A 24209-nucleotide genomic window follows, 5' to 3' on the forward strand; every position below is an offset into this window, starting at 1 on the left:
CAAGTAGTTAACCTCATGGTGTACGGTGTAAGTAGTGTCAGCCTTACTTCAACTACTTATAAAAAACTCCTCCCAAAAAGTTTCAACGCACACCTCAATACCACCCTAATTCACTTGGGAAACACGACATTGCGTTAAAGTTGTATCAGGGACGATACTGATTCTGTATACGGAGCGATCAGCGTTGCCGATCAAATCCGTTAAAAAGTGAGTATGTATGATGCGGGAACTAAAAATGTAATCACAAGCTCAGACGCCATTGTCTGTTAACATTCTCACCAAAGTAGTGAGAAAAGACCACAATCCCCGTAAAGGTGCACCATTCTCATACATTACTGACCAACACTCAACATTTTCTATGGATATTTTAGTTATTTCTTAAAACTATAATGGTGGTCGTTGCGTATAAAGTATGAAAGAGATAATTCGTTTAAATTTTTACAACAAAATTTAAACCATTGACGAGTATCAATCCTTGATGAACCTGCAAACCAAATCTTTGTAGATGAGCATTTATGCTTGTAGAACCTGTAAACCAATTCCCTTGTAGGCGAGCTTTTAAGCTTGCAGAGCCTGCAAACACAACCTTCGTAGACAAACATTTAAACTTGCAGAGCCTGCAAACATAACCTTTGTAGATGTCCATTTATGCTTGTAGAACCTGCAAACCAATTCCCTTGTAGACAAACATTTAAACTTGCAGAGCCTGCAAACCAAATCCTTGTGACGAATATTTATAATTATTGAAGCTGCAACAAGATTGCATGAAATTAACCTAATCTAGCTAGGTAACTTGGCTATCACAGCAAAGGACTGTATATATCTAAACTGCAATGACAACTGAGCTAATAATATTCTATAGTTATTAAATAAGCTGAACATACAACTTACAGTCATACAAAAACAACCACCAACAACAACCCAATAAATGGTAAACAATGAACAACAGTTTTAAACATATTTGTCTCGCGTCTTTCACGATTATAGGATTACTGGCTTGCAACGACCATTCAACAACAGAAAAAAACACGTTACCTCAACCTAAAACACCTGTGCAAACAACAAATGCGATTGATACTACGCATAAGGCCGATACCCAAGCAATACAGCTTTTTGACGAAATTTTTGAAGCTCAGTTAGCAAGAAGTCCGATGTATTTAACTTACCTTGGTAGAAAGACTGACCAAGATAAATGGGATGACTTAAGTGATGCTTATCAATTAGACACTCACAAACTCAATCAGTCGTTACTTGCAAAGCTGCAACGCATTGAAAAACAGGCACTAAGCCCTTCAGTACAGTTAAGTTATACCCTGCTGGAAAATCAATTACAGAATGACATTGATGACTACCAATGGCGATTGCATAGTTACCCGGTTAATCAAATGTGGGGCACTCATACACAAGTGCCTTCCATGTTAATTAATCAGCATAAAATAGATACCATTGACGATGCCAAGGCGTATATAAGCCGAATAAACAAGGTGAGTCATTTATTTGATCAATTAATTATCGGCTTAGATAAACGAGCAGAAGCCGGCATTATTGTGCCTAAATTTGTATTTAAGCATGTTATTGCTACTAATGAAAATATCGCGAGCGGTAGCCCTATATCTGAGGGAAAACCCAACCCAGTTTGGCTAGATTTTACAACCAAGTTAGACAAACTGTTTGCAGGGCAAGACGCTTCAAGCCACGTACAGAAACAAACGTTACTGGCACAAGCTGAAATTGCGTTAAAAGAATCGTTTGCGCCAGCTTATAAAAAGTTAAACACCTATTTAAGCAAATTAGAAAACCAAGCCGACGACAAAGATGGTGTATGGAAATTGCCGAATGGCGACGCTTTTTACCGCAATGCATTAGCGCGTACAACCACAACTAACTTAACCGCAGAACAAATCCACAACATCGGCCTTGCAGAAGTAAAACGCATACATGAAGAAATGCGCCAAATTCAACATCAAGTTGAGTTTAACGGTACGCTGGCTGAATTTATGCAATTTGTTAAAACCAACAAGTCATTCTTTTATGCCAATACACCGGCAGGAAAAAGCCAATATTTAGCCGAAGCGACTCAACTAATTGATGACATGAAACTTAAATTACCTGAACTGTTTTCAACTTTGCCCAAAGCCGACATCATTGTGAAAGCGGTTGAAGAATATAGAGAACAATCAGCAGGTAAAGCGTTTTATCAACGCCCTTCAGAAGACGGGAAACGTCCTGGTACTTACTATGCCAACTTATACGATATGCAAGCCATGCCAACCTACCAAATGGCCGCACTTGCTTACCATGAAGGCTTACCAGGTCACCACATGCAGATTGCGATAGCACAAGAACTTAAAGACGTACCCAAATTCAGACGCTTTGGCTTTTATACCGCCTACACAGAAGGCTGGGGACTTTACTCAGAATATATTCCAAAAGAGATCGGTTTTTATCAAGACCCCTACTCTGATTTTGGCCGTTTAGCGATGGAACTGTGGCGAGCATGTCGCTTAGTAGTCGACACAGGAATACACGCTAAAAAGTGGACACGCCAACAAGGGATTGACTACTATCTTGCCAACACGCCAAATGCCGAATCGGATGCTATAAAAATGGTTGAGCGCCACATTGTTATGCCATCGCAAGCAACCGCTTATAAAATAGGCATGATGAAAATATTAGAGTTAAGAGAAAGCGCAAAAGCCAAGTTAGGTCAAAAGTTTGATATTAGAGCTTTTCACGATGTGGTATTGAAAAACGGCGCCATCCCTTTGGATGAACTTGAAAAACAAGTTGATAACTGGGTGTTAAAAACGCTTTGACCGTAAGCCATATAAAAATGCCGAGCATTGCTCGGCATTAAATAGTTAAGAGATTAAGAAAAGTATCTTAGTTTATGTAACTTGGTCAATTAGCCCAATAAACCTAAAACAGCGCCAGCATTTTGATTAGATTGCTGCGCGACAATAGAAGCGGCTTGGCTAGCCACGTTATTGGCGACATTTTCAGACGCGGCGGCGGCATAATCAGTATCTTGAATACGCGAGCGTGAAGCTTGAATGTTTTCATTCGCTTGCGACAAATTATTAATATTCGACTCAAACGCATTTTGCGCGGCTCCTAATTCACCGCGCTGTAAACTAACAAACTCACTTAAACCATCTAACGCCACAATAGCTGACGCCACACCGCCAGGAGCTGTTACATCAATATCACCTAAACCAAGCGAAGCCGTTTGCGCAGCTAAATTAGATGTGCCAATGGTACGGGTATCACCCGCATTCGATCCTGTTTGAAACGTAAATTCATTGTCGCCAGTGAATAACGATTGACCATTAAATTGCGTTTGTTCAATGGTTGCTTGAATATTACCTTGCAACGCGGAAATTTCTGATTGAATAGCTTGGCGATCAGCATCGGTTAATATGCCACTACCCGCTTGAATAGTAAGCTCGCGAATACGCTGAGTATCTTCACCTATACCGGCTAATGCGCCATCAGCCGTTTGTGCCAACGAAACACCATCGTAAGAGTTACGAATAGACTGTTGATAAGCGTTAGACTCAGCCGTTAAACGCTCAATGATCTGCTGTGCAGCCGCACCATCTGCCGCACTATTGATCTTTTTACCTGAAGATAACTTTTCAAGATTCTTTTCTTGCTTCTCGCGGATCTGATCCAAAAAGCTAGTGTTAGTTCCAGTAGAAATATTATTTATTGCCATCACCTACTACCCCTAGTAAGTCAATACCTATTAAGTATAGTAAAGCTCAGCCATTGATCAATCAATGGTTAAAGATTAATTATTGAGCAATACGTCAATAATTTTAGTTTGTTCCTGTTTATCCAAATAAGGATGCATGGGTAAACTAATGACAGTGGCAGCCAATTTTTCTGCATTCTGGAGGCTTGTATAAAGCTTATTACCTTGAAATACAGACTGTTGGTGCATACACGTTTGATAATAAACAGCCGACGGTATGTCGTACCGTTTCAGAAGCTGTTGTAACTCAGGTTGGTGTTCTACTTGTAAAGTATATTGTGCCCAGCTACTGCCAAAAGTTTGCGGTATGGTAGGCACAAAAAATTTATCCGATAGCGCTGAATGATAGTTATTAGCGACTCTATTTCTCGCAGCTAATTCATCATCAAACACAGCCAATTTTTCTAGCAATATTGCGGCTTGGATAGTATCGAGACGGCTGTTTAAGCCTATTCGAACGTTATCGTATTTATCACGTCCTTTACCGTGTACTCTCAATGATTTGAGCTTTTCACTATATTCGTCGTTGTCAGTGAAAATAGCGCCACCATCACCGTAGCAACCTAATGGTTTGGCCGGAAAAAAGCTGGTAGTGGCGATATCACCAAAGCTCCCAGCTTTTTTGCTATTAATCGCACCGCCAAAACCTTGTGCTGCATCTTCTATCACTAATAAATCATATTGTTTAGCAATCCGGTCGATGGCTTCGTAATTGGCGGGCAATCCGAACAAATCAACTGAAATCACCGCTTTTAGATTTAACTGACTTTCCTGTTTTACCGCGTTGATAGCAGCTTCTAAACTCTGTGGTGATAAATTAAAAGTATCTAGCTCAACATCAACAAAAATAGGGGTTGCACCCGCTAAAGCAATCACCTCAGCACTGGCAAAAAACGTAAATGTTGGAACAAAAACCGCATCACCCGCTTTCACATCAAATGTCATTAACGCCAGTTGCAATGCATCGGTTCCGTTGGCACAAGTAATTGTGTGTTTAACCCCAACATACCGACTAAGCTGCGCTTCAAGCTCAGTTACTTCAGGGCCAAGTATATATTTACCATGTTCTAATACGGTTTGAATACGGTTATCAATTCGAGCCTTAAGTGATTGATATTGCGCTTGTAGATCAATAAATTGCATAAAATAGCCAAGGTAGAATTAAGACTCTGTCAGTTTAACGAGTTTATTGTGTTTTAGCTGATAAATACTGCCAGTATGTGAACAGCGCGCTTCAGCCTCCCCCACTAAGGGCAACTCTAATTGCTCGCCAAATTCACTCATCCAACCGATTTGTTTGGCGGGAACACCTACTACGAGCGCATAATCAGGAACTGATTTATTAATCACCGCCCCGGCACCAACAAACGCATATTTACCAATGGTAACACCACACACCACAGTACAATTAGCCCCTAGCGTTGCGCCTTGCTTAACCAGTGTATCTCTGTATTCCGATTTACGCTCAATCGCAGAGCGAGGGTTATAGACATTAGTAAAAACCATACTGGGACCACAAAATACATCGTCTTCTAGATAGACGTTATCGTATACAGAAACATTGTTCTGAATTTTGCAGTTATTGCCAATTTCAACTTTATTGCCAACAAACACATTTTGCCCCAACGAGCATTTTTCACCAATTTTTGCACCGCCACAAACATGCACAAAATGCCAGATCCGGCTACCGGCTCCGATTTTCGCACCTTCATCGACAATGGCTGATTCGTGAATAGAGATGGTCATTTAGTTTACTCGTGATAAAAATGGATGGGACAACCCAGTTGGCGTAACTGTTGAAGCAGCTCGAATGTTTTCAACAGTGGTAACACAATGCCGAGCATCTTCAATGCCATAGCCGTTACCCGCCAGAATCTCTTGATAACTAACCGTGTGTAAATCAGTAAAGCCGCCGGAAAACTCAATTTCATCACCGTCAACTGTTATGGAACGAAAAGTCGTTTGTTTACCTATGACAGAATCGGGTAAATCAGTTGCATCAATTGATAAAAACCAAGGTACTTGCGCCTTTTCATATTCAAGATAACCGCAGGCTTTATATTCATCGACATAGTGAACTTCACTTTTTACCAAATCACCAAATATAAAATGCAACATATCAAAAAAATGCACCCCTATATTTGTTGCAACACCGAAAGACTTTCGCGGATCGCCCTTCCAGCTCTCCATATACCATTTACCGCGAGACGTAATATAGGTTAATTCAACTTGGTGCTTACCCTCGATAGGTTGCTTCGCTACTTTTTCTTTTAATTTTAAGATAGCTTGGTGATGTCTTAATTGTAATATGTTGTAAACGCGTTTCCCCGTTTCTTGCTCAACGATAGCTAAATCGTCAAGTAGTTCGGAGGTAGGCACTAAAGGCTTTTCACAAATAACATCACAACCCAATCGTAAAGCGGCAGTAATATGTGAGTGATGTAAGTAATTTGGCGAGCATACCGCTACGTAATCCAATTTTGTTTCACTATTACGGGCCAAATGATGTGCAAAGTCATAAAAACGTTCAAACTCGGTAAAAAATTCACTCTGAGGTGAAATACTATCGATAATACCGACAGAATCATTTTTATCGTAACACACCGACAAATGGTTGTTTGTTTCTTTAATCGCTTTCATATGGCGCGGTGCGATGTAACCAGAAGCGCCGATTAACGCAAAATTTTTACTCATACTTTATTAGGCTTTTATTAAATTAGGAGAGGCTTTTTTGTAGTAACCACGCGTATCGATAAGTAATTGACTGTGCTTCAAAATAAGGTCGAAATCAAATGCGTCATGCGCGGTTGCCAAAACAACAGCATCAAAAGATGCAATAACATCAGGAATTAAATCAACACTACATAACTCAAAGTTATACTTTCTTAGTTTTGGAATACATTCAACATGCGGATCAGAATATTCAACAAACGCCCCTTTCTTTAACAGTGCATCTAACAACTGTAGCGAAGGCGACTCACGCATATCATCAACATTCTTTTTATAAGCCATGCCGAGAATCAAAACTCGGCTGCCGTTAATCGCTTTTTTATGGGTATTTAACGCATCCGCGACCTTATCAATAACCCAGTTTGGCATGGCTGAATTCACTTCGCCCGCTAACTCAATAAACTTAGTGTTTACACCGTACTCACGCGCCTTCCAAGTAAGATAGAAAGGATCAATTGGAATACAATGCCCACCAATACCTGGGCCGGGATAATAAGCAGTAAAACCAAATGGTTTAGTTGCTGCGGCATTAATGACCTCGTGAATATCAATCCCCATTTTATCCGCAACTATTTTCATTTCATTGACTAAGCCAATGTTGACCGCGCGGTGAATATTTTCAAGTAACTTAGTCATTTCTGCCGCTTTAGTACTTGATACTGGCACAACTTTGTCTATTGCATGTTGATAAAGGGCAATCCCCACGTCTAAACAAGCTTTAGTGTGGCCACCAACCACTTTTGGTATACTTTGGGTGTCAAAATGCTGATTTCCAGGGTCCTCACGTTCTGGTGAATATACAAGGTAAACGTCTTCACCTACTTTCAAACCCTGACGCTCAATAATTGGCAGCAACTCTTCATCCGTTGTACCGGGGTACGTTGTGCTTTCTAGCGATACAACCTGCCCTTTACGCAAATAAGGAGCAATAGTGCGCATAGTATCTAATACGAAACTAAGATCAGGCTCTCGATATTTATTAAGTGGCGTAGGTACACACAAAATGATGGCATCACAATCTGTAATATTTGTAAAATCACTAGTCGCCACAAAACCACTTTTAACCGCAGCACTTATAGTTTCATTTGAAATATGTTCAATATGAGTTTGCCCAGCATTTAAGCTATCAATAACGCTATGTGCGACATCAAAACCAATAACCTTAAAACCAATATCTGCATAACGAATAGACAATGGCAAACCAACGTAACCTAAACCTACAATGCCAATTTTGGCATCTTTGGCTAAAAACAAATCTAAAATTTTATTAATCATAAATAGCAAAAAAAGCGCTGAGTTATATATTTATCGGAGCTTATCGACCAAACTTGAAACGATTAACTCAGCACTTTTGCCATCGCCGTACAATTTGTCGTGATATTGAGTAAAAGGAAGATTGATATTTTTCATTGTGCGATAGCTTGTAAGCAGTTCAGATGGTGATGTCAGCTTATTAAAGCCTAAATCGCATAGCTCTTTCCATTCGGTTTCATCTCTAACTGTAATACAAGGTTTACGATGGAAAAAAGCTTCTTTTTGAACACCACCAGAGTCAGTAATAATAAGTTCACTGTGTTTTTCTAGCCACACCATTTCTAAGTAACTAACAGGCTCAACAATTTTAATATTATTAGCAAGGTTAATTCCGAGCTTGTTAATTTTATTGGCTGTTCGCGGGTGTAACGGCATTACAATTAATTCATTAACTTGCCCTAACCCATCAAAGATAGCTCGTAATACAGAGTCATTATCCGTGTTTTCGGCTCTATGAATGGTAGCTAGACAAAAATGCTGATGTCCAACTGTATTGTCAAACCAGGTGGGAGCATAACATTTCTCACCAAAATAAAGTGCAGCATCAAACATAACATCGCCGACTTGTATGACTTGATTTGACGGTATGCCCTCTATTGAAAGCTGGTTAGTTGCTGCTTCCGTTGGAGTAAATAACCAATTTGATGCATGGTCCGTTAAAATACGATTTAACTCTTCTGGCATTTTACGATTAAACGAACGTAAACCGGCCTCAACATGGGCTACAGGTATATGCAACTTCGCAGCGGCTAATGCGCCAGCTAAAGTTGAGTTAGTGTCGCCGTAAACCAATAAGGCATCTGGCTTTTCATCTATCAACACCTTTTCAATTCCAGCTAACATTTTCCCTGTCATGTCACCATGTAATCCACCACCGACACCTAAATTATACTTAGGCTCTGGAATACCCAGTTCATCAAAAAACACTTGGCTCATGTTTTTATCATAGTGTTGGCCTGTATGGAGAATAACCTCAGATACCTGCTGAGAATGAGTTGCATTTAATAATTTTATAGCCCTACTAACTGTAGATGCTTTAATGAATTGCGGTCTTGCTCCAACAACAGTCAAAATCTTAATCAAAATAACTTCCTAATCGGGAAAACTTTGTTCTTGTTAACTCTCTTATCGTAACAATTTCCCTTCACTTTAAAAATAACTAAGTAAATCAAGTAATTTAAACACTTTCAAATCAACTAGCATCAGTTTACTATTTTCTCACTGAGATGATTTATACATACTGAATTAAAAACATACACCTATTGCTTAATAACTTAGCAACTAACACCTGATTTTAAATTTATACCAAAAATCTTAAATACCAAAAAACAAACCTTCAACTTTTAGAGAACTACATGGAGCTAAAAAACAAAAGATTACTAGTTATTGGTGGTGCAGGTTTCATCGGAAGCCATATAGTAAAAGAATTGCTAAAAACTAGCGTGCAAGAAATAATCATCTATGACAATTTTACGCGAGGAAAAAAAGAGTTTATTGAAGAATCGTTAAAAGACCCTAGGTGTAACATATATCCTAACGGCGGTGATATTAGAGATATTGATATTCTCAATGACGCGATGCAAGGCATTGATGGCGTATTTCATTTAGCTGCGATGTGGTTGTTACATTGCAATGATTTTCCTAGAACAGCTTTTGAAGTAAATGTTCAGGGTACATTTAATGTTTTGGAAGCATGCGTAAAAAATAACATTCAAAAATTAGTATTCTCTTCATCAGCTTCTGTTTATGGAGATGCCGTTGAAGTTCCTATGACTGAAAACCATCCTTTTAATAATAAGAATTTTTACGGTGCGTCAAAAATCTCTGGAGAAGCCTTATGCAGAGCTACCAGTGATAGGTTTGGACTTGATTACGTTGGACTTCGCTACATGAATGTTTATGGTCCAAATCAAGCTCAAACAGGAGCTTATACCGGTGTTATCCCTATTATGCTAAACAAAATTGAAGCTAATGAACAAATAATAATAAACGGAGATGGCACTCAAGCTTATGACTTTATACACGTTTCAGATGTAGCAAAGTGCAATATCTTGGCAATGCAAGCAAAAACTAAAGACGAGTTTTACAATGTGGGTACAGGAAAGCAAACAAAAATAAAAGATTTATGCCAGTTAATTTTAAAATTAAAAGAATCTAATTCAGATGTCTGCTATCAACCATATTCAGATAACGATTCTAGAAGACTAGTTCAAAACAGGATAGGTTGTGGGGAAAAAGCCCTGCACGATCTTGGTTTTAAATATCAAATTCAATTAGAAGAAGGCCTTCAACAATTAATTGAGTGGCGAGATAAAGATTAAAACTTTTCAGATAATAACCGATAGATAATTAATAGCCATTTTAGTAAAAAATAATGTCCCAGAAATTTTTATTGTTGTACAACATATTCAGTACGCCAAATGCGCAAACCATCAGCGACCACATTAGATCATTTGCTAAATATTCAAAGTTTGAAATATGTTCTGAGAATATGTTTGATAGCAATGGGGAAAGAATAGCGAATCTTTCAAATTACACGGGAATAATTTTTCATTACTCTTTGTTTGGTTCATATCCTTTTAAGCTGCCTCCTTCAATCATAAAAGCTCTGAGTCAATATAGCTGCAAGCTAAAAATTGCGTTTTTTCAAGATGAATATCAATATTGTCAGCAAAGATTTCAAATAATCAAAGACCTTGGAATCAATTGCATTTTTAGTTGTTTTGAACCAAACAACTTTGGAAAAATTTACGGTAATAACACAAATGTAGAGCACATCTATCCGACCTTAACTGGGTATGTAGACGAGAAGCTAATAAGTGTTGCAAAATCTCACTATAGCCATATTGAAAAAGACATTGATGTGAGTTATCGCGCAAGAGAGCTAAAATATTTTATGGGTAAAGGAGCGCGAGAGAAGTTTCTAATAGGTGAACAGTTTAAATCTTCACCATACACAGACGGCCTTATAATGGATATTTCTTCGCGAGAAAAAGACAGATTGTATGGAGAGGATTGGCTCAAGCTACTTGCTCGATCGAAGGCAACACTGGGAGTTGAGTCTGGTGTGTCTATTGTAGATTTATTTGGTGAAGTAAAGCCGCTCATTGATGAAGTATTGGCAATGACCCCAAATGCGAGCTTCGACCTCGTGCATGATAAAGTACTACACAAGTTTGAAAACAATATTTATTACCGTGCAATTAGTCCTAGGTTATTTGAGTGTACTGTATTCAAAACACTCCTTATTTTATTTGAAGGGCATTATCAAGGAATTATCGAACCCGACAAGCACTACATACCTCTTAAAAAAGACTTTTCTAATATAAAAGAAGTAGTAGATAAACTTTCAGATCAACACTTTACGAAACAAATTGTCGAGAATGCATACAACGAACTAATTAATTCTCAGAAATATAGCTATAAAAATTTCATTAAACAATTTGACGATATTGTTAAAGAGTTACTAAACGGTAAATAGATACTATGTGTGGAATAGCAGGCGCAATTAGCTTAATACAACAACCCATCCCAAAATTGGACAAAAAGCTAAACGTAATGAGCGATTTAATCGCTCATAGGGGACCAGATGCAAAAGGGGAATGGTTTACAGATTCAGGTACAGTAGGGTTAGCACATCGCAGGCTATCAATTATTGATCTTTCATCACACGCAAACCAACCATTACAAGGACCTGGAACGAACACTGTTGTATGCTTTAATGGAGAAATATATAACTATCAGCAACTCAGATCTAAACTAAATTCAAATTGGAATTTTAACAGTTATTCAGATACTGAAACAATACTAGCAAACTACCATTCCAAAGGTATTAAGTGTCTCGATGATCTTCGTGGTATGTTTGCATTTGCGTTATATGATGGAAGAGATAACAGTTTATTCTGTGCGCGAGATAGGTTCGGTATAAAACCCTTTTATTACACTCAAGTTGATAATGTTTTGTATTTCGCTTCAGAGGCAAAAGCTCTACTGCCTGTAATGCCCAATATTGCGACTAACAAGCATGCATTAGCTGAGTATTTGACTTTCCAATATACATTAAATGGAGAAACCTTATTTGAAGGGATTCATCAACTTCCAGCAGGATACGCTTTAAAAGTAAAAAATGGAAAAATAGATATATGGCGCTATTGGGATGTTAAATTTGATATTGACTATGATCACAGTGAGACTTATTTCAAAAAACACTTAAAAGACTTAATGTATGATTCAATGTCACTGCATACCAAAGCTGACGTTGAGATAGGCAGTTATGTATCCGGTGGCGTTGATTCAAGTTTAGTGCATCTCCTTGCTAATAAACATACTAATGCCCCATTGGCTTTCAACGGAAAATTCACTGAATTTTCTGGATATGACGAAAGCGCATTTGCCGCTGAAGCAGTGGCTAAATCAGGAGGGCATCTGATTAGTTCTGAGATAACAAGTCGTGATTTTGAGAAAACATTTCGAGACATTATATACCACTTAGACTTTCCAGTTGCTGGTCCAGGATCTTTTGCACAATTTATGATATCCAAAGTTGCGGCAGAAAAAGTCAAAGTTGTATTAGGCGGTCAAGGAGGTGATGAAATTTTTGGTGGATATGCTCGATATACGATAGCTTACCTAGAGCAATGCTTGAAAGCTGCGATTGACGGTACATACCAAGACGGGAACTACGTAGTCACTATTGAGTCAATAATACCCAACCTTACAATGTTAAAAGAATATAAACCAATGCTTAAACAATTTTGGCAACAAGGTCTGTTTGAGCCTATGGAAAATCGTTATTTTAGGTTAATTGATAGATCTAATGATCTTAAAGATGAAATTCAGTGGAATGAATTAAATAAAGAGTCTGTTTTCAACCGTTTTAGCGACATCTTCAATAATCCCAATAATGTCAAAAAAAATGCTTACTTTGACAAAATGACACACTATGACTTTAAGTGTTTTTTACCATCTCTTTTACAAGTTGAAGACAGGATGAGTATGGCACATGGCTTAGAAAGCAGAGTTCCTTTCTTGGATCATCCCCTGATTGAGTTTGCAGCTACTATACCAGCTGATATTAAATTCAAAAATGGAAACATGAAATATATGCTCAAGCATGCATTCAAAGATCAACTTCCAAAATCAATTACAAACCGTAGAGACAAAATGGGCTTTCCAGTACCGTTAAAAGAATGGTATCAAGGGTCTCTTAAATTATTCATCAACCAAATTCTTGAAAGCATGATTGAAAATAACAGACCCTTTATTAATGGCAACGCTGTAAAGGAGGTACTAATGAATCAACATTTTACTAGAAAAACTTGGGGACTACTTTGTTTAGAGCTTTGGTATCAAACTTTTCACGATAAAGCAAAGTGTTATCGAGATAAAATCATCTAACACAAGAATACAGAGTGTGAGAAAAAGCGCTCTGTATAAAATTTAAGAAGGTTTACGTAACTAACGAGGTAATGGACCAGTTAAAATAAATATAAGCTAAAAATAAAAGACCAATCTTAACCCGCCTTTCAAGTGGAGAAAAACATCTGAACTAATAACTAATGAAGAATTAAATATGATTGCTCATCTAAACTCTAAACGATGCAATATCCAAATCTAGTTTATACACCTATTAATCGGTAGTGTTTAGAAATCTGTGTCATTTCAGTAATATTAGGAAAACAGGAATGACACATGACTCAATCTTTCGATTTCAACAAAGCATTAGCTGAACTTCAATCTGGTAAAGGCTTAACAGGTGAAGATGGTGTATTAACACCATTAATTAAACAGCTAACAGAAGCAGCGCTTAAGGCAGAGCTAGAGCAGCATCTAGAATCAGAATCACAGCCCAATCGTAAAAATGGCTCGAGTAAGAAAACAGTAAAATCATCCGTAGGTCAATTTGAGCTTGAAACGCCAAGAGACCGCTCTGGCTCATTTGAGCCTCAACTGGTTAAAAAGAATCAAACCAAACTCACACCAGAAATAGACCAGAAAATCCTGTCTATGTTTGCGCTTGGTATGAGTTATCGCGACATCCGCAGTCATGTTCAAGAAATGTATGGTATTGATGTATCAGAGGCCACTATCACAGGTGTCACTGACCAGTTAATACCAGAGCTAAAAGCGTGGCAATCACGAAGCTTGGATACGCTGTATCCGTTTATTTGGCTTGATGCTATCCACTACAAAATCAAAGAAAGTGGTCGCTTTGTCAGTAAAGCTGTCTACACAGTGCTTGGCATTAATATCGAAGGTCGCAAGGCAATGCCATTAAGTTAAGCATCAGAAAGCAGGTTTGTAGCCCATAGGATGTTGCCATTTACAGTTTTTCTTTGGCCGTCTTTCCATACATCTCTCTGGTCTAAAAGCATGAGTTGATGATGATAGTTGTTCGACCAATTTCATCATTGCATTCATATTTAACCCACCTAAAATTGACTTAACAAAGTTGTCTTTAAACTTACCTAATAGGTAACTAAAGTTCACTTTATAGTCGCGGCGGCAATTCTTGTTACGTTCACTGACGTGCACCTGTGCTGCTAGCTTCCATAGGGTAGCCATATTTTTTGAAACAACTTGAGCTTGAATATCTTGCTTAATGGCTAAGGGTGTCAACCCTGTGAAATTTTCGATAAAAATCCGGCATTTTTGCCTTTTGTAATCTTCTTCAATATCCCATCGCAAATGGTACAAGGCTTTGAAAAGTGCATTAGGATAAGCTTTATCATCTATGAGTGAAGTCGCTAATATTTCTACCTCTCCACTAGATAGTTCCACTTTAATTAAACGAACGCGAATACTGTCACAAGAGAGGCTTTTTAAGCGATAGAACTCATTATTCTTATCTTTTGAACGAGCTAAATTAACGATACTTGAGACTTTGTCTGAGCCGACAAAAGCTTTCACTTGGTTATTAAAATCATGCGTGACGCGAGCACAAAAGTGAGCTTGTTTTTGAAGAATAGCTGAGAATAGCCAATGGCATTGATAACCACGGTCAAACAAGAGTAAATCGTTATTTTCTACACGAGCTAGATGTCGAAATGCGAGTTCTCTTTCACCTGTTGAATAAGGTGACTCCTGTACATCAAGCGTTAATTGATTCAGTGGGTCATAAAGTTGCGAAAGTCTTGCACCTGGTAATCTGGCTTGTGGGTTTAGCTTTCCATAGGCTTTATATAGTGCTGATTCTGGAGGTAATTCAAGTAAAGAGCCATCAACACTCAATAGTCGAAATCCGTTCCATTTTTTATAGTCTGATTGTGAGTAAAAAGGCGCTAGGATGCAGTTGTTAATTTGCACCCATATGGATCCATTTCATTTGCGGCATAATAGATCCACCCAATTAGCACCGTAATAGATCCACCACATTTGCGGCTTATTGGATCCACTTTTGACCTAATTTCCCCCTCAGACTTTCGTTAATCTAGCGTATCTTTGATTGTTTTTTCAGTCAGGAGATAGGCATGGCAAACCGGAGGTTTGAAATGTACCAATACAGACAGATCCTCGTTCGCATGCGAATGGGAGATTCCAATCGAGCTATTGCCGATAGCGGCTTAGCTGGACGCAATAAAGTTAAGGCCATCAAGAAATTAGCGCAGGAACAAGGCTGGCTTAACCTTGACAATGACTTGCCTGATAACAACCAACTGGCTGAACTGTTGGGCGAGAAAGCACCAACCCCAACCACCACGTCTTATGTAGAGCCTTATGCTGAACAAGTTACTCGGTGGTATGAGCAAGGGATCCAAGGCACAACAATCCATCAAGCTTTAGTGGATAAATATGGCTTCAAGGGAAGTTACTGGTCAGTCAGTCGTTACCTTAAAGCCTTGTCACAGAAAGCACCAAAAGCGACAACCGTTATCGATTTTTTGCCTGGTGATACGGCGCAAGTGGATTTCGGTGCTGGCCCGCTAATCGTTGATACTCGTACCGGAGAGTTGCGTAAAAGCTGGATCTTTGTAATGACGCTCTCATGGAGCCGACATATTTACGCAGAGTTTATCCGCGACCAAAGCACAGCAACTTGGCTGGCCTGTCATCGACGGGCGTTTGAATGGTTTAAAGGTGTTCCCAAGCGCGTCATTATCGATAATCCCAAATGTGCCATCACTAAGGCTTGCTACCATGATCCACAAGTGCAACGCGCATACGGTGAATGTGCTGAAGGATATGGCTTTTTAATCGCACCTTGTCCTGTACGCGATCCTCAGAAAAAAGGCCGCGTAGAATCTAATGTGAAGTACATTAAGAATAGCTTTGTGCCCTTGAAAGACTTCCGAGGCTTAAGTGATGCGAACGCTCAGCTTAAGGATTGGTTATTGTCAGTCGCCGGTAATCGCAAACACGGCACCACTAAATGTCAGCCTCTTGAACGTTTTAGTGAGATCGAGCAAGCACTATTAAAACCACTCCCCGAGATCCCTCCTGAGCAAGCGGTCTGGGCTAAAGCTAAAGTTCACGGTGATGGCCACGTGCAATTTGAACATTGTCGTTACTCAGTTCCCTACACGCTAGTTCGTGAAACCGTATGGCTCAAAGCGACGGATAATATGATACGGATCTATCAAGAGCATGAACTCAAAGCGACACACCCTCGCTTATTTCATCAAGGCGGCCGTTCAACCGTACCAGAACATCAACCACCTGAGGCACAAGCTTACAATATGCGCGATCCTCAATATTGTTTAACTCAATCAAAACGTATTGGTGAGTCTTGCTACCTCTTTATTCAAAGGCTGTTTGCCAGTCGAGTATTAGATAACTTGCGGGCAGCCCAAGGTGTCGTGGGGTTAACCAAACGTTATGGAGATAAACGGGTTGAAGCGGCGTGTTTACGGGCTTTAACCTTCGATAACGTGCGCTATAGCGCGGTTAAACAGATCCTTGAAAAAGGGTTAGACCAACAACCCAATGAAACTAACGCATTCGATACCTTAAGTGACGTATACACAGGTGGTGGCCGTTTCCACCGCGATCCCAACAAACTTCTCCCTCATTAAATAACAAGGAAAAAACAATGATAAACCCAATTCCGGAACTCACCCCCTTACTAAAACAACTACGTTTATCAGGTATGACGGACTCGTTGGCCATGCGCAATCGAGAAGCCATTGAGCACCAGCTTAGTTACCCAGATTTCCTTGCTTTATTGATCCAAGATGAAGTGGCACGGCGCGATCAGAAGAAATACGCGACTCGGCTGCGCAGAGCAGGCTTTAGGGGGAACAAAACACTGGAAAGCTTCGATCTAAATGCCAACCCCAACTTGAATCGAGCTTATATCAATGAACTGGCCGACTGCCGGTTTATCGAAGAGCATGTTGCCGTCTTAATCGCAGGGCCTTGTGGTACAGGGAAGAGCCATTTAGCCCAAGCGATAGGCCATTGCGCGGTGAAAAAAGGCATTGATACACTGTTCTTCACGCAAGCTAAATTGCTTTCAAACTTACACGCAGCCAGAGCAACCAATGCTTACGAGAAACGATTTCAAGCACTAGCAAAAGTTGATTTACTTATCATTGATGACTTCGGTTTAAAGCCGCTGAAGTCACCTCAAGATGAAGATCTTCATGATCTGATAGACGAACGATATGAACAAAAATCAACGATCATTACCAGTAATTTAGACTTCAGTGAATGGGGACAAGCTTTCCCCAATAAATTACTTGGAGCAGCCACCCTTGATCGACTTAGACACAACGCCTATCGCCTGGTTTTAGAAGGAGAAAGTTACCGCAAATTACGAGAAAATAATGATCACACTGGACTAGGAGAAAAAAGCGAGAAATAATCACCTTGTCTGAGGGCAAAAATGACCGTTTTAAGTGGATCCATTACGCCGCTAATCACTGGATCTGTTAGGGTGCAAATCGACAGCAGTCTTGGTTTAATTCGACAAAGGCCTGCTCAGAAAACTTGGCTCGCGCTTGGGTAAAGGCGGAAGTAGTGATTGATTCAAAACTGATTTCGTCAGACGAAAGAGTTTGAAAAAGTCTTTCTAGTTCAGTTCGTGCTGAGCACTGCATCATATTCAGAAAGGACAAAATGAGAGTTGGAAACGGAAGCTTTCGTTTGCGTTTAAAGTAAGTTGGTTTTAACCGATGACGTGATAGAAACTCAGAAGACTCAATAGTTGTATAAATTTTGTTCGAAATTTGGGGTGATTAGTGCGCAAGTTTGCTCTAGCTTTTTATTTTTTATTGTCATTAACGTATCCAGTCTATAATCAATGCCATTAAGTATATGATAATTATACACTATTTCTTAACTTAATGGCATTGGGTCGCAAGGAACTGCTTGGCTTATATGTTTCAGAAAGCGAAGGCGCAAATTACTGGCTATCCGTTTTAACAGACCTACATAATCGTGGCGTATCAGATATTCTGATTGCTTGTGTTGATGGACTTAAAGGTTTTCCTGAAGCAATTGCCACGATTTACCCTGAAACGGAAGTGCAACAGTGCGTCATTCATCAAATTCGTAACTCAATGAAATACGTAGCTTCAAAACACCAGAAAGCATTTATGGCTGATTTAAAGCCCGTTTACCGCGCGGCTACTAAAGAATCCGCAGAGGCCGCTTTAGATGAATTAGACGCTAAATGGGGAAGCCAATATCCAATTGTTATTGAATCATGGCGGCGTAAATGGGCTAACTTGTCGGTTTACTTTAAGTACCCAGATTATGTTCGAAAGGCGATTTATACCACCAATGCCATTGAGGCGGTGCATCGCCAATTTAGGAAGTTAACCAAAACCAAAGGGGCTTTCCCAAATGAAAATAGCTTGCTGAAACTGTTGTATGCAGGCATATTGAAAGCGTCTGAGAAATGGACAATGCCAATTCATAGTTGGAATCTGACATTGTCACAGTTAGCCATCCACTTCGAAGGTCGATTAGATGGCGTGCTAGATATTTAGCAATTTAGGCTGACACAGAATTCTGAACGCCCTCTATTAATCACATCAATCATACCATCAATCCCCCTTCCTAATAAACTAAAGTGATACTTATTTGAACAAACAATATCATTTCGGGCTGCATCTGCAATGCCCTGTAAAAAATCTAGATCTTTTAATTTTTCAAGAATGTCTGGAAAATTTGAAAAATCTTTTTTTAACTCTAAGTAGTGTACGTTAGGGATAAGTATATTATCATACTCTCCTTCAAACAATATCTGGACAGTGCCTAAAGCAATTGCTTCAAAAATTCTAGGAGAAATTCTTTTACAAACTATATTCCCCTCATACTTATATAAAATATTTTTACTTACTTCCTCAAAGCTAGCATCAGGGCGGTTATCAATATATTCTCTAACTTCTTGTTCAATACTACCATCAAAATCAAATATACTAGCGCCACCTTCAACGCCTAAAGTGCATTTAGACTGTTGGATAAAATCAAACCAATCATTACCATAAATCCTTTTTGTTTCGTCACTTTCAATATCATAAATATAACCTTTATTTGACATATACTTCCTAGCTTTAGCTGCTATCTGGTGCTTTTCTTGGGCTAGCTCCCCAAGCCAATATTGCAACTTTCGTCCTCGATAAACAACATCAACTTTTCGCTCATTTATTGGCTTGGGAGTGATACTAAGTAATTCACTAGAAACATAGCCAGGTAAAGAATCAACTTTTATAACCCCATTAAGTAAGTTACAACCGTAGACCTTTTCAATAAGTTCGGCAGACATTGCTGATACAATACCATTTATACCCAATTCGACCATTGAGTGTTTAATTTGATTAATCCAACGATATTCATCTTGAATATTTACAATTTTTATACCTTGGAAATTTATTAACTTTTCTCTTAACTTTTGATGAATATAAGTATCTAATAATATACAAATTGAATAATGTATAAATACGCAATCAAAATTTGCTAACTCAATAGAATAAGCCAATTTTTCATTAAAAATAGGATTTTCAATATGATACTGATGCTTTGAAAATTCGGTTATGCCTTTAATATGATCATTGACAACGACCGCGCTATGCTTAGTGTCAGCCAACATTAAAATTTTAAGCGGTATTGAATGGGAAGAGCTATTTTTCGCTAGCTCTTCTAATGTAAATATTTGTTTAACGTTTTTCATGACTTAACCTAAAACTTACCGCGGCGAGAAAAATAAATAAAAAAATTTAAAAAAACAAACGTATATACCTTTCAAATTATTCCCCCCACTTCCATATACTAGATTTAAAATTTATATAATTGAGGAAAAGATTTACTAGGTTTAAATCCCAACTTCGTTAACTCTTGCCAATATAAACTTCTAACTTTCCTAAAATAGTCGTCATTTCTCACACGAGCTGTTTGAGTTGATTCTTTTATAATATTCATTAAAGTTAGACAGTGGTTTTCTACTCTTAATTGTGGACAATCTAGAATAGCCTCTTTACAACTTACGGCAATTTTTTCAACAAGCCCTGCATCCTCAATAATCTCAAGGATCTCATCAATATTATTAAAATTACCAATAATTGGAATATAATGTTCATAGCTATTTAAAAGACCGCTATAACACGAAGAGCTTCCAATTGACGCTATTTGTACAGTTTTAGACAGCGCAGCCTCCAAATTGCGTGGTGATATAGCTGTAAAATTAAACAGGCCATCTCGAAATTTGAAACAGTTATTTTCTAATTCATTAAATTTCCAATTAGGGTTGTCCTTAACAAAATTTACAATGTTTGACCTATAAACTCCCTCAGGATCAAAAAGACTACTCCCTGATTTCCCCACTAAACAAAACTTTGAATTCTCTATAAATTGATGCCATTCATGCCCTGGAATTCTTTTATTGTACTCAGATGATATATCTAACTTAAGGGTATGATTGTTCGGTAACTTTGAAACAAATCTATCGCCTAAACGATATTTGTCATAACTTAATTTCCCAGCACATGGGATAGCTTTTAAGGTCCGGTACGATACATCTATTTTTCTATGGCACCTAGCTTTTGGTATTTCCCATTGTTCAATCCATTTATTGGAAACATAACCAGTGTATGCTGCTCTAATATGTATATTACTTTGCTTAAGGTTGGGGTAAAGTGTATCTATATGATCAGGTAACACAGTAAATAAATAATCGACATCCCAATCATTCAACCAATATTCTAATCTTCTTGTACTGTAATAATCATCTTGTGGAAAAGCAATTTTAACTGCTTCTAAATGCTTCACAAAACTAAATTTTTCAATTGTTTTTGCATAAACACCATCAAACAGGCGTGCGCACAAAAACGTTGGATTGATGATAATTGCATCAAACTCCAGCTCCTTAACATAATCAGGAACTGGATAGTCAAGATCTAAATATAAGTAATTATGCTCTGGTTCGTACAATGGCAACATAAACTCTAGTTCTTCAACCGCTTTGAGTCGCCTACTTGGATTACCTAAACCGTGTAAAGTTAAAATATTGAGCCGCTTGTGCATACTATAGATATTTGGTGACTTCGGGTAAAAAATGTACGTGTTTTTCCATTGTAGAAGCAATTTTTTCTTGGTTATTCCGAGTCCACTCAACAGTAGCTTTTATTCCATCCTGGATACTGACCTGAGCCCTAAAACCCAATTGAGCTTCAGATTTTTCAGTGGTTCCAAAACGTTTTCCAGAATTATCCCAATCCCTTGGTTTTTCGACACTAATGCCAGCTTCATTTCCAGTGTAACTATTTATAGTATTTGCTAAATCCCAAATAGACGTCTCCACCCCAGTCGCCAAATTATAAGTTTCTCCTGGGTCGCCTTTTAAAGCGCATGCTATTAGCCCTCTTGCCATATCTTCAACATAAATAAAGTCACGAGTTGCTATACCACCATTATCTAGTGGTAATGCTTCATTATGCAAAGACTTCCAAATGAAAGTAGGAGTCACATTTCGCCAAACAGTATGACGAGTGCCTCTCCATAATCCAGCTCCTAAAATCTCTCCAGGACCATATACGTTCTGAAAACGAGCTTTGACAAAAGGTAATTTGTGAAGTTTGAAAAAATAATTGCCATACATCTCTCCAATTAACTTTGAGATCGAATATGGACTATCATGAAAAAGCGAGACTGGTGCATCTTCAGCAGTAGCACTGGCCGTATCATAAGTTTTTTCAGCTACGGCGCAACCAGCAGCTGCGTACACAACTTTTTTAATACCACTATAGCGGTACAACCTATTAAATAATTTTAGTGAAGTAAGTGTATTGTTTTCATGATCAGCAAGTGGGTCTTCTATAGAAGATTGATTACCGTGATAGCAAGCTAAATGAAAAACGTAATTGATGTCATCAGGTATTTTATCAAGCACTTTATCGTCTGAAATAGAGCCACATATAAAATTCACTCTATCATCTATCGGCACGTTACAGCTCTCAGCTGAAAGTAAATTATCTATAACTAAAACTTCTGCAGGTTCATAGTCTTTTAATAATAATTTACATAGATTGCTACCTACGAAACCCGCACCGCCAACAACAAGAACTTTTTGGTTAACAAAACTCAAATCAATGCTCTCTTCTACTTATTTTTCAAATGACTAAAGATATCCGTTATTCCGTACTTATCATACCAAGCCAATTGCTTTTCAATCATATCCTGGAAAGATACTTTAGCTTGCCAGCTAAACACCTCCATCGTTTTACTAGGGTCTAAAACAACTACAGGAATGTCGTCATCACCAGGAGGTAATATAGGTACGTCAATGTTGCTCAAGTTTAAATAATTGGATACACAGTCAAATACATCCTTAATAGTTTTCCCCTCTCCAGTCGATACATTGTAAACACCGTTCTCACCCTCCTTAGCTATTAACATATCCATCAACTGAAGAAAATCACTAATATCGATAAAATCACGAATAGTCTCGCTGCAAAAACAACTTTGACCAGCTTTTAGACGCTTATAAAAAGTAGGAATAGGGCCAATTGACAACCTGGGACTACAAATATTAGCAAGTCTTAAAGATAGAACAGGGGCGTTAGAATTTAATAGAAAGGCTTCTCCCGCTGTTTTAGATATGCCATAACTAGTAAATGCGTTCGTTGGGTGTTCTACAGGTATCGGCAGTTTCTGTGGAATACCGTAACATAACGCAGTCTGAAAATTGATGACTTGCTTAACATCATATTGTTCACTTGCTTTCGCTATGTTAATCGCCCCTAATACATTTGTAAGCGCGTCTTCTTGCCAGTCATCAGGATCTTTGTAGGCAGCAGCACTATGAACAACAATATCAGGCTTATGTTCTGTAAATACTTTATCTACAAATTCAGAGTCAACTACGCTACCTTCAATTACAGTTAAGCCAGCAATTCCGTCTGGAACGACTTCTCTCTTTCCTGTTGCAAAATTATCAATGACAATAATTTCATAGTTTTTGGGAAGCCAATGCTCAACCAAATTCGAACCAAGGCAGCCAGCGCCTCCAGTAATTAAAATACGCATAATTTACTGTGCTTTTTCCATTTTGAGGTGAGTATATTCACCTAAAGTACCGTGCTGCTTATAATATTCAATCCCTTCTTTTACCGTATCTGACAAAGGGGTAAATTCAATTTGGCCGAAATCTTTGAAAGTCCGAGATGGGTCTAACAAAATAGAGAACACATCATCATCTGCCAAAGCTTTTACGTCAGGCTCTGGATATTCCTCAAACCCCATTGCATCGACAACATAATCATATAGCTCCTTAATTGCAACATCACTGCCACTAGAGAAATGATAAGTACCACTACCCATTCCATCACAAGCTTTTACAGTAATCTCAGCAAGATCTTTAACAAATACAAAATCTCTTCTAGCCTCAGTCACAAAACACTGCTTACCCGACTTTAGTCGTTGATAAAAAATAGGAAGGGGGCCTGCTACATTCCTAGGACCAATTACATTTGCCAACCTAAAAGTAACATAGTCAATTCCAGACAATTCTAGAAAATCTTCGTTAGCCGTCTTTGTGATTGCGTAGCTACTTCCAGCTGGGTTTTTGGGATGATTTAATGTAATTGGTTGTTCATTAGGTTTTAAGCCATAGCATAGTGCAGTTTGGAAATATATGAATCGTGCCCCCTGCTTTTTAGCAGCAGCAATGACATTTGAGCCCCCAACACAGTTTGTTAAAGTATCATTATACCAGTCATTTGGATCTTTATATGAAGCAGCAGTATGAACAACAACGTCGGGTTTAAAGCGAGAGAATAATTCTTCAACTATTTCCTTATTCGCAATTGATTCAATAACAATTTCCAAATTTTCAATACTTGCGTCTAAATGTTCTTTTCTGCCAGTCGCTAAATTATCGATAACTAATACTTTATCTCCTCTTTTAAGAAGAAGTTCAGCAATATGGGAACCAATCTGCCCTAAGCCACCTGTAATAAGAATATTCATT

18 protein-coding genes and 2 pseudogenes are annotated in these 24209 nt (G+C 38.4%); 8 read left to right on the forward strand and 12 right to left on the reverse strand.

What is annotated here, in order from left to right:
* Positions 1–938: 938 nt before the first annotated feature.
* Entirely contained in the window at positions 939–2816 is a 1878-nt protein-coding gene (locus tag C2869_RS15600) for a DUF885 domain-containing protein (protein WP_108603833.1), read from the forward strand.
* 89 nt (positions 2817–2905) lie between these two features.
* On the opposite strand, the gene C2869_RS15605 is transcribed toward C2869_RS15600, so the two are convergent.
* From C2869_RS15605 to wecB, 6 genes are all read right to left on the reverse strand, one after another.
* Complete coding sequence (locus tag C2869_RS15605) at positions 2906–3718, reverse strand: flagellin N-terminal helical domain-containing protein (RefSeq protein WP_228710836.1); 813 nt, start codon at positions 3716–3718, stop codon at positions 2906–2908.
* 75 nt (positions 3719–3793) lie between these two features.
* Entirely contained in the window at positions 3794–4900 is a 1107-nt protein-coding gene (locus tag C2869_RS15610) for a DegT/DnrJ/EryC1/StrS family aminotransferase (protein WP_108603834.1), read from the reverse strand.
* Between the two features lie 18 nt (positions 4901–4918).
* Positions 4919–5503: an acyltransferase gene (locus C2869_RS15615; protein ID WP_108603835.1), complete on the reverse strand. Its 585-nt coding sequence runs from the start codon at positions 5501–5503 to the stop codon at positions 4919–4921.
* Entirely contained in the window at positions 5504–6451 is a 948-nt protein-coding gene (locus tag C2869_RS15620) for a Gfo/Idh/MocA family oxidoreductase (RefSeq protein ID WP_108603836.1), read from the reverse strand. It lies immediately after the preceding gene.
* Positions 6452–6457: 6 nt separating this feature from the next.
* Positions 6458–7762 carry a nucleotide sugar dehydrogenase gene (locus C2869_RS15625; RefSeq protein WP_108603837.1) on the reverse strand — a complete coding sequence of 435 codons (1305 nt, stop codon included), beginning with the start codon at positions 7760–7762 and terminating at the stop codon, positions 6458–6460.
* 30 nt (positions 7763–7792) lie between these two features.
* Entirely contained in the window at positions 7793–8884 is a 1092-nt protein-coding gene (wecB, locus tag C2869_RS15630) for a non-hydrolyzing UDP-N-acetylglucosamine 2-epimerase (RefSeq protein WP_228710683.1), read from the reverse strand.
* A 272-nt stretch (positions 8885–9156) separates the two neighbouring features.
* Between wecB and C2869_RS15635 the strand changes: the two genes are divergently transcribed.
* The 4 genes and pseudogenes from C2869_RS15635 to C2869_RS15650 all read left to right on the forward strand — a co-directional run.
* Positions 9157–10122, forward strand: coding sequence for an NAD-dependent epimerase/dehydratase family protein (locus C2869_RS15635; RefSeq protein ID WP_108603838.1), 966 nt, complete (start codon positions 9157–9159; stop codon positions 10120–10122).
* Between the two features lie 53 nt (positions 10123–10175).
* A complete protein-coding gene (locus C2869_RS15640) occupies positions 10176–11282 on the forward strand; it encodes a hypothetical protein (RefSeq protein ID WP_108603839.1) in 1107 nt (368 codons plus the stop codon).
* A gap of 5 nt (positions 11283–11287) precedes the next feature.
* A complete protein-coding gene (gene asnB, locus C2869_RS15645; protein WP_108603840.1) occupies positions 11288–13198 on the forward strand; it encodes an asparagine synthase (glutamine-hydrolyzing) in 1911 nt (636 codons plus the stop codon).
* A gap of 294 nt (positions 13199–13492) precedes the next feature.
* Positions 13493–14071, forward strand: a pseudogene (locus C2869_RS15650) (IS256 family transposase); the annotation flags it as partial.
* Positions 14072–14086: 15 nt separating this feature from the next.
* On the opposite strand, the gene C2869_RS15655 reads toward C2869_RS15650, so the two are convergent.
* Positions 14087–15106, reverse strand: coding sequence for an IS4 family transposase (locus C2869_RS15655; protein WP_159084196.1), 1020 nt, complete (start codon positions 15104–15106; stop codon positions 14087–14089).
* A 185-nt stretch (positions 15107–15291) separates the two neighbouring features.
* Between C2869_RS15655 and istA the strand changes: the two genes are divergently transcribed.
* From istA to C2869_RS15670, 3 genes and pseudogenes are all read left to right on the forward strand, one after another.
* Positions 15292–16812, forward strand: coding sequence for an IS21 family transposase (gene istA, locus C2869_RS15660; protein WP_108601201.1), 1521 nt, complete (start codon positions 15292–15294; stop codon positions 16810–16812).
* Positions 16813–16829: 17 nt separating this feature from the next.
* Positions 16830–17603, forward strand: a complete 774-nt coding sequence (gene istB / locus C2869_RS15665) for an IS21-like element helper ATPase IstB (RefSeq protein WP_329604269.1) — start codon at positions 16830–16832, stop codon at positions 17601–17603.
* Positions 17604–18063: 460 nt separating this feature from the next.
* Positions 18064–18732, forward strand: a pseudogene (locus tag C2869_RS15670) (IS256 family transposase); the annotation flags it as partial.
* On the opposite strand, the gene C2869_RS15675 reads toward C2869_RS15670, so the two are convergent.
* The 5 genes from C2869_RS15675 to C2869_RS15695 all read right to left on the reverse strand — a co-directional run bounded on the left by C2869_RS15675 (position 18729) and on the right by C2869_RS15695 (position 24208).
* Positions 18729–19916: a hypothetical protein gene (locus tag C2869_RS15675; protein ID WP_108603842.1), complete on the reverse strand. Its 1188-nt coding sequence runs from the start codon at positions 19914–19916 to the stop codon at positions 18729–18731. The pseudogene C2869_RS15670 and the gene C2869_RS15675 sit on opposite strands and share 4 nt — an antisense overlap.
* A 104-nt stretch (positions 19917–20020) precedes the next feature.
* The gene (locus C2869_RS15680) at positions 20021–21265 is read right to left on the reverse strand and encodes a hypothetical protein (RefSeq protein WP_108603843.1); all 1245 of its coding nucleotides are present in this window, start codon (positions 21263–21265) and stop codon (positions 20021–20023) included.
* A 1-nt stretch (position 21266) separates the two neighbouring features.
* On the reverse strand, positions 21267–22325 hold the full coding sequence (locus C2869_RS15685) for an NAD-dependent epimerase/dehydratase family protein (protein ID WP_199915581.1): 1059 nt from the start codon (positions 22323–22325) through the stop codon (positions 21267–21269).
* Positions 22326–22339: 14 nt separating this feature from the next.
* Positions 22340–23266 carry an NAD-dependent epimerase/dehydratase family protein gene (locus tag C2869_RS15690; protein WP_108603845.1) on the reverse strand — a complete coding sequence of 309 codons (927 nt, stop codon included), beginning with the start codon at positions 23264–23266 and terminating at the stop codon, positions 22340–22342.
* Between the two features lie 3 nt (positions 23267–23269).
* Positions 23270–24208 carry an NAD-dependent epimerase/dehydratase family protein gene (locus tag C2869_RS15695; protein WP_108603846.1) on the reverse strand — a complete coding sequence of 313 codons (939 nt, stop codon included), beginning with the start codon at positions 24206–24208 and terminating at the stop codon, positions 23270–23272.
* Position 24209 lies beyond the last annotated feature (1 nt).

The organism is Saccharobesus litoralis (assembly GCF_003063625.1).
Classification (GTDB): Bacteria; Pseudomonadota; Gammaproteobacteria; order Enterobacterales; family Alteromonadaceae; genus Saccharobesus; species Saccharobesus litoralis.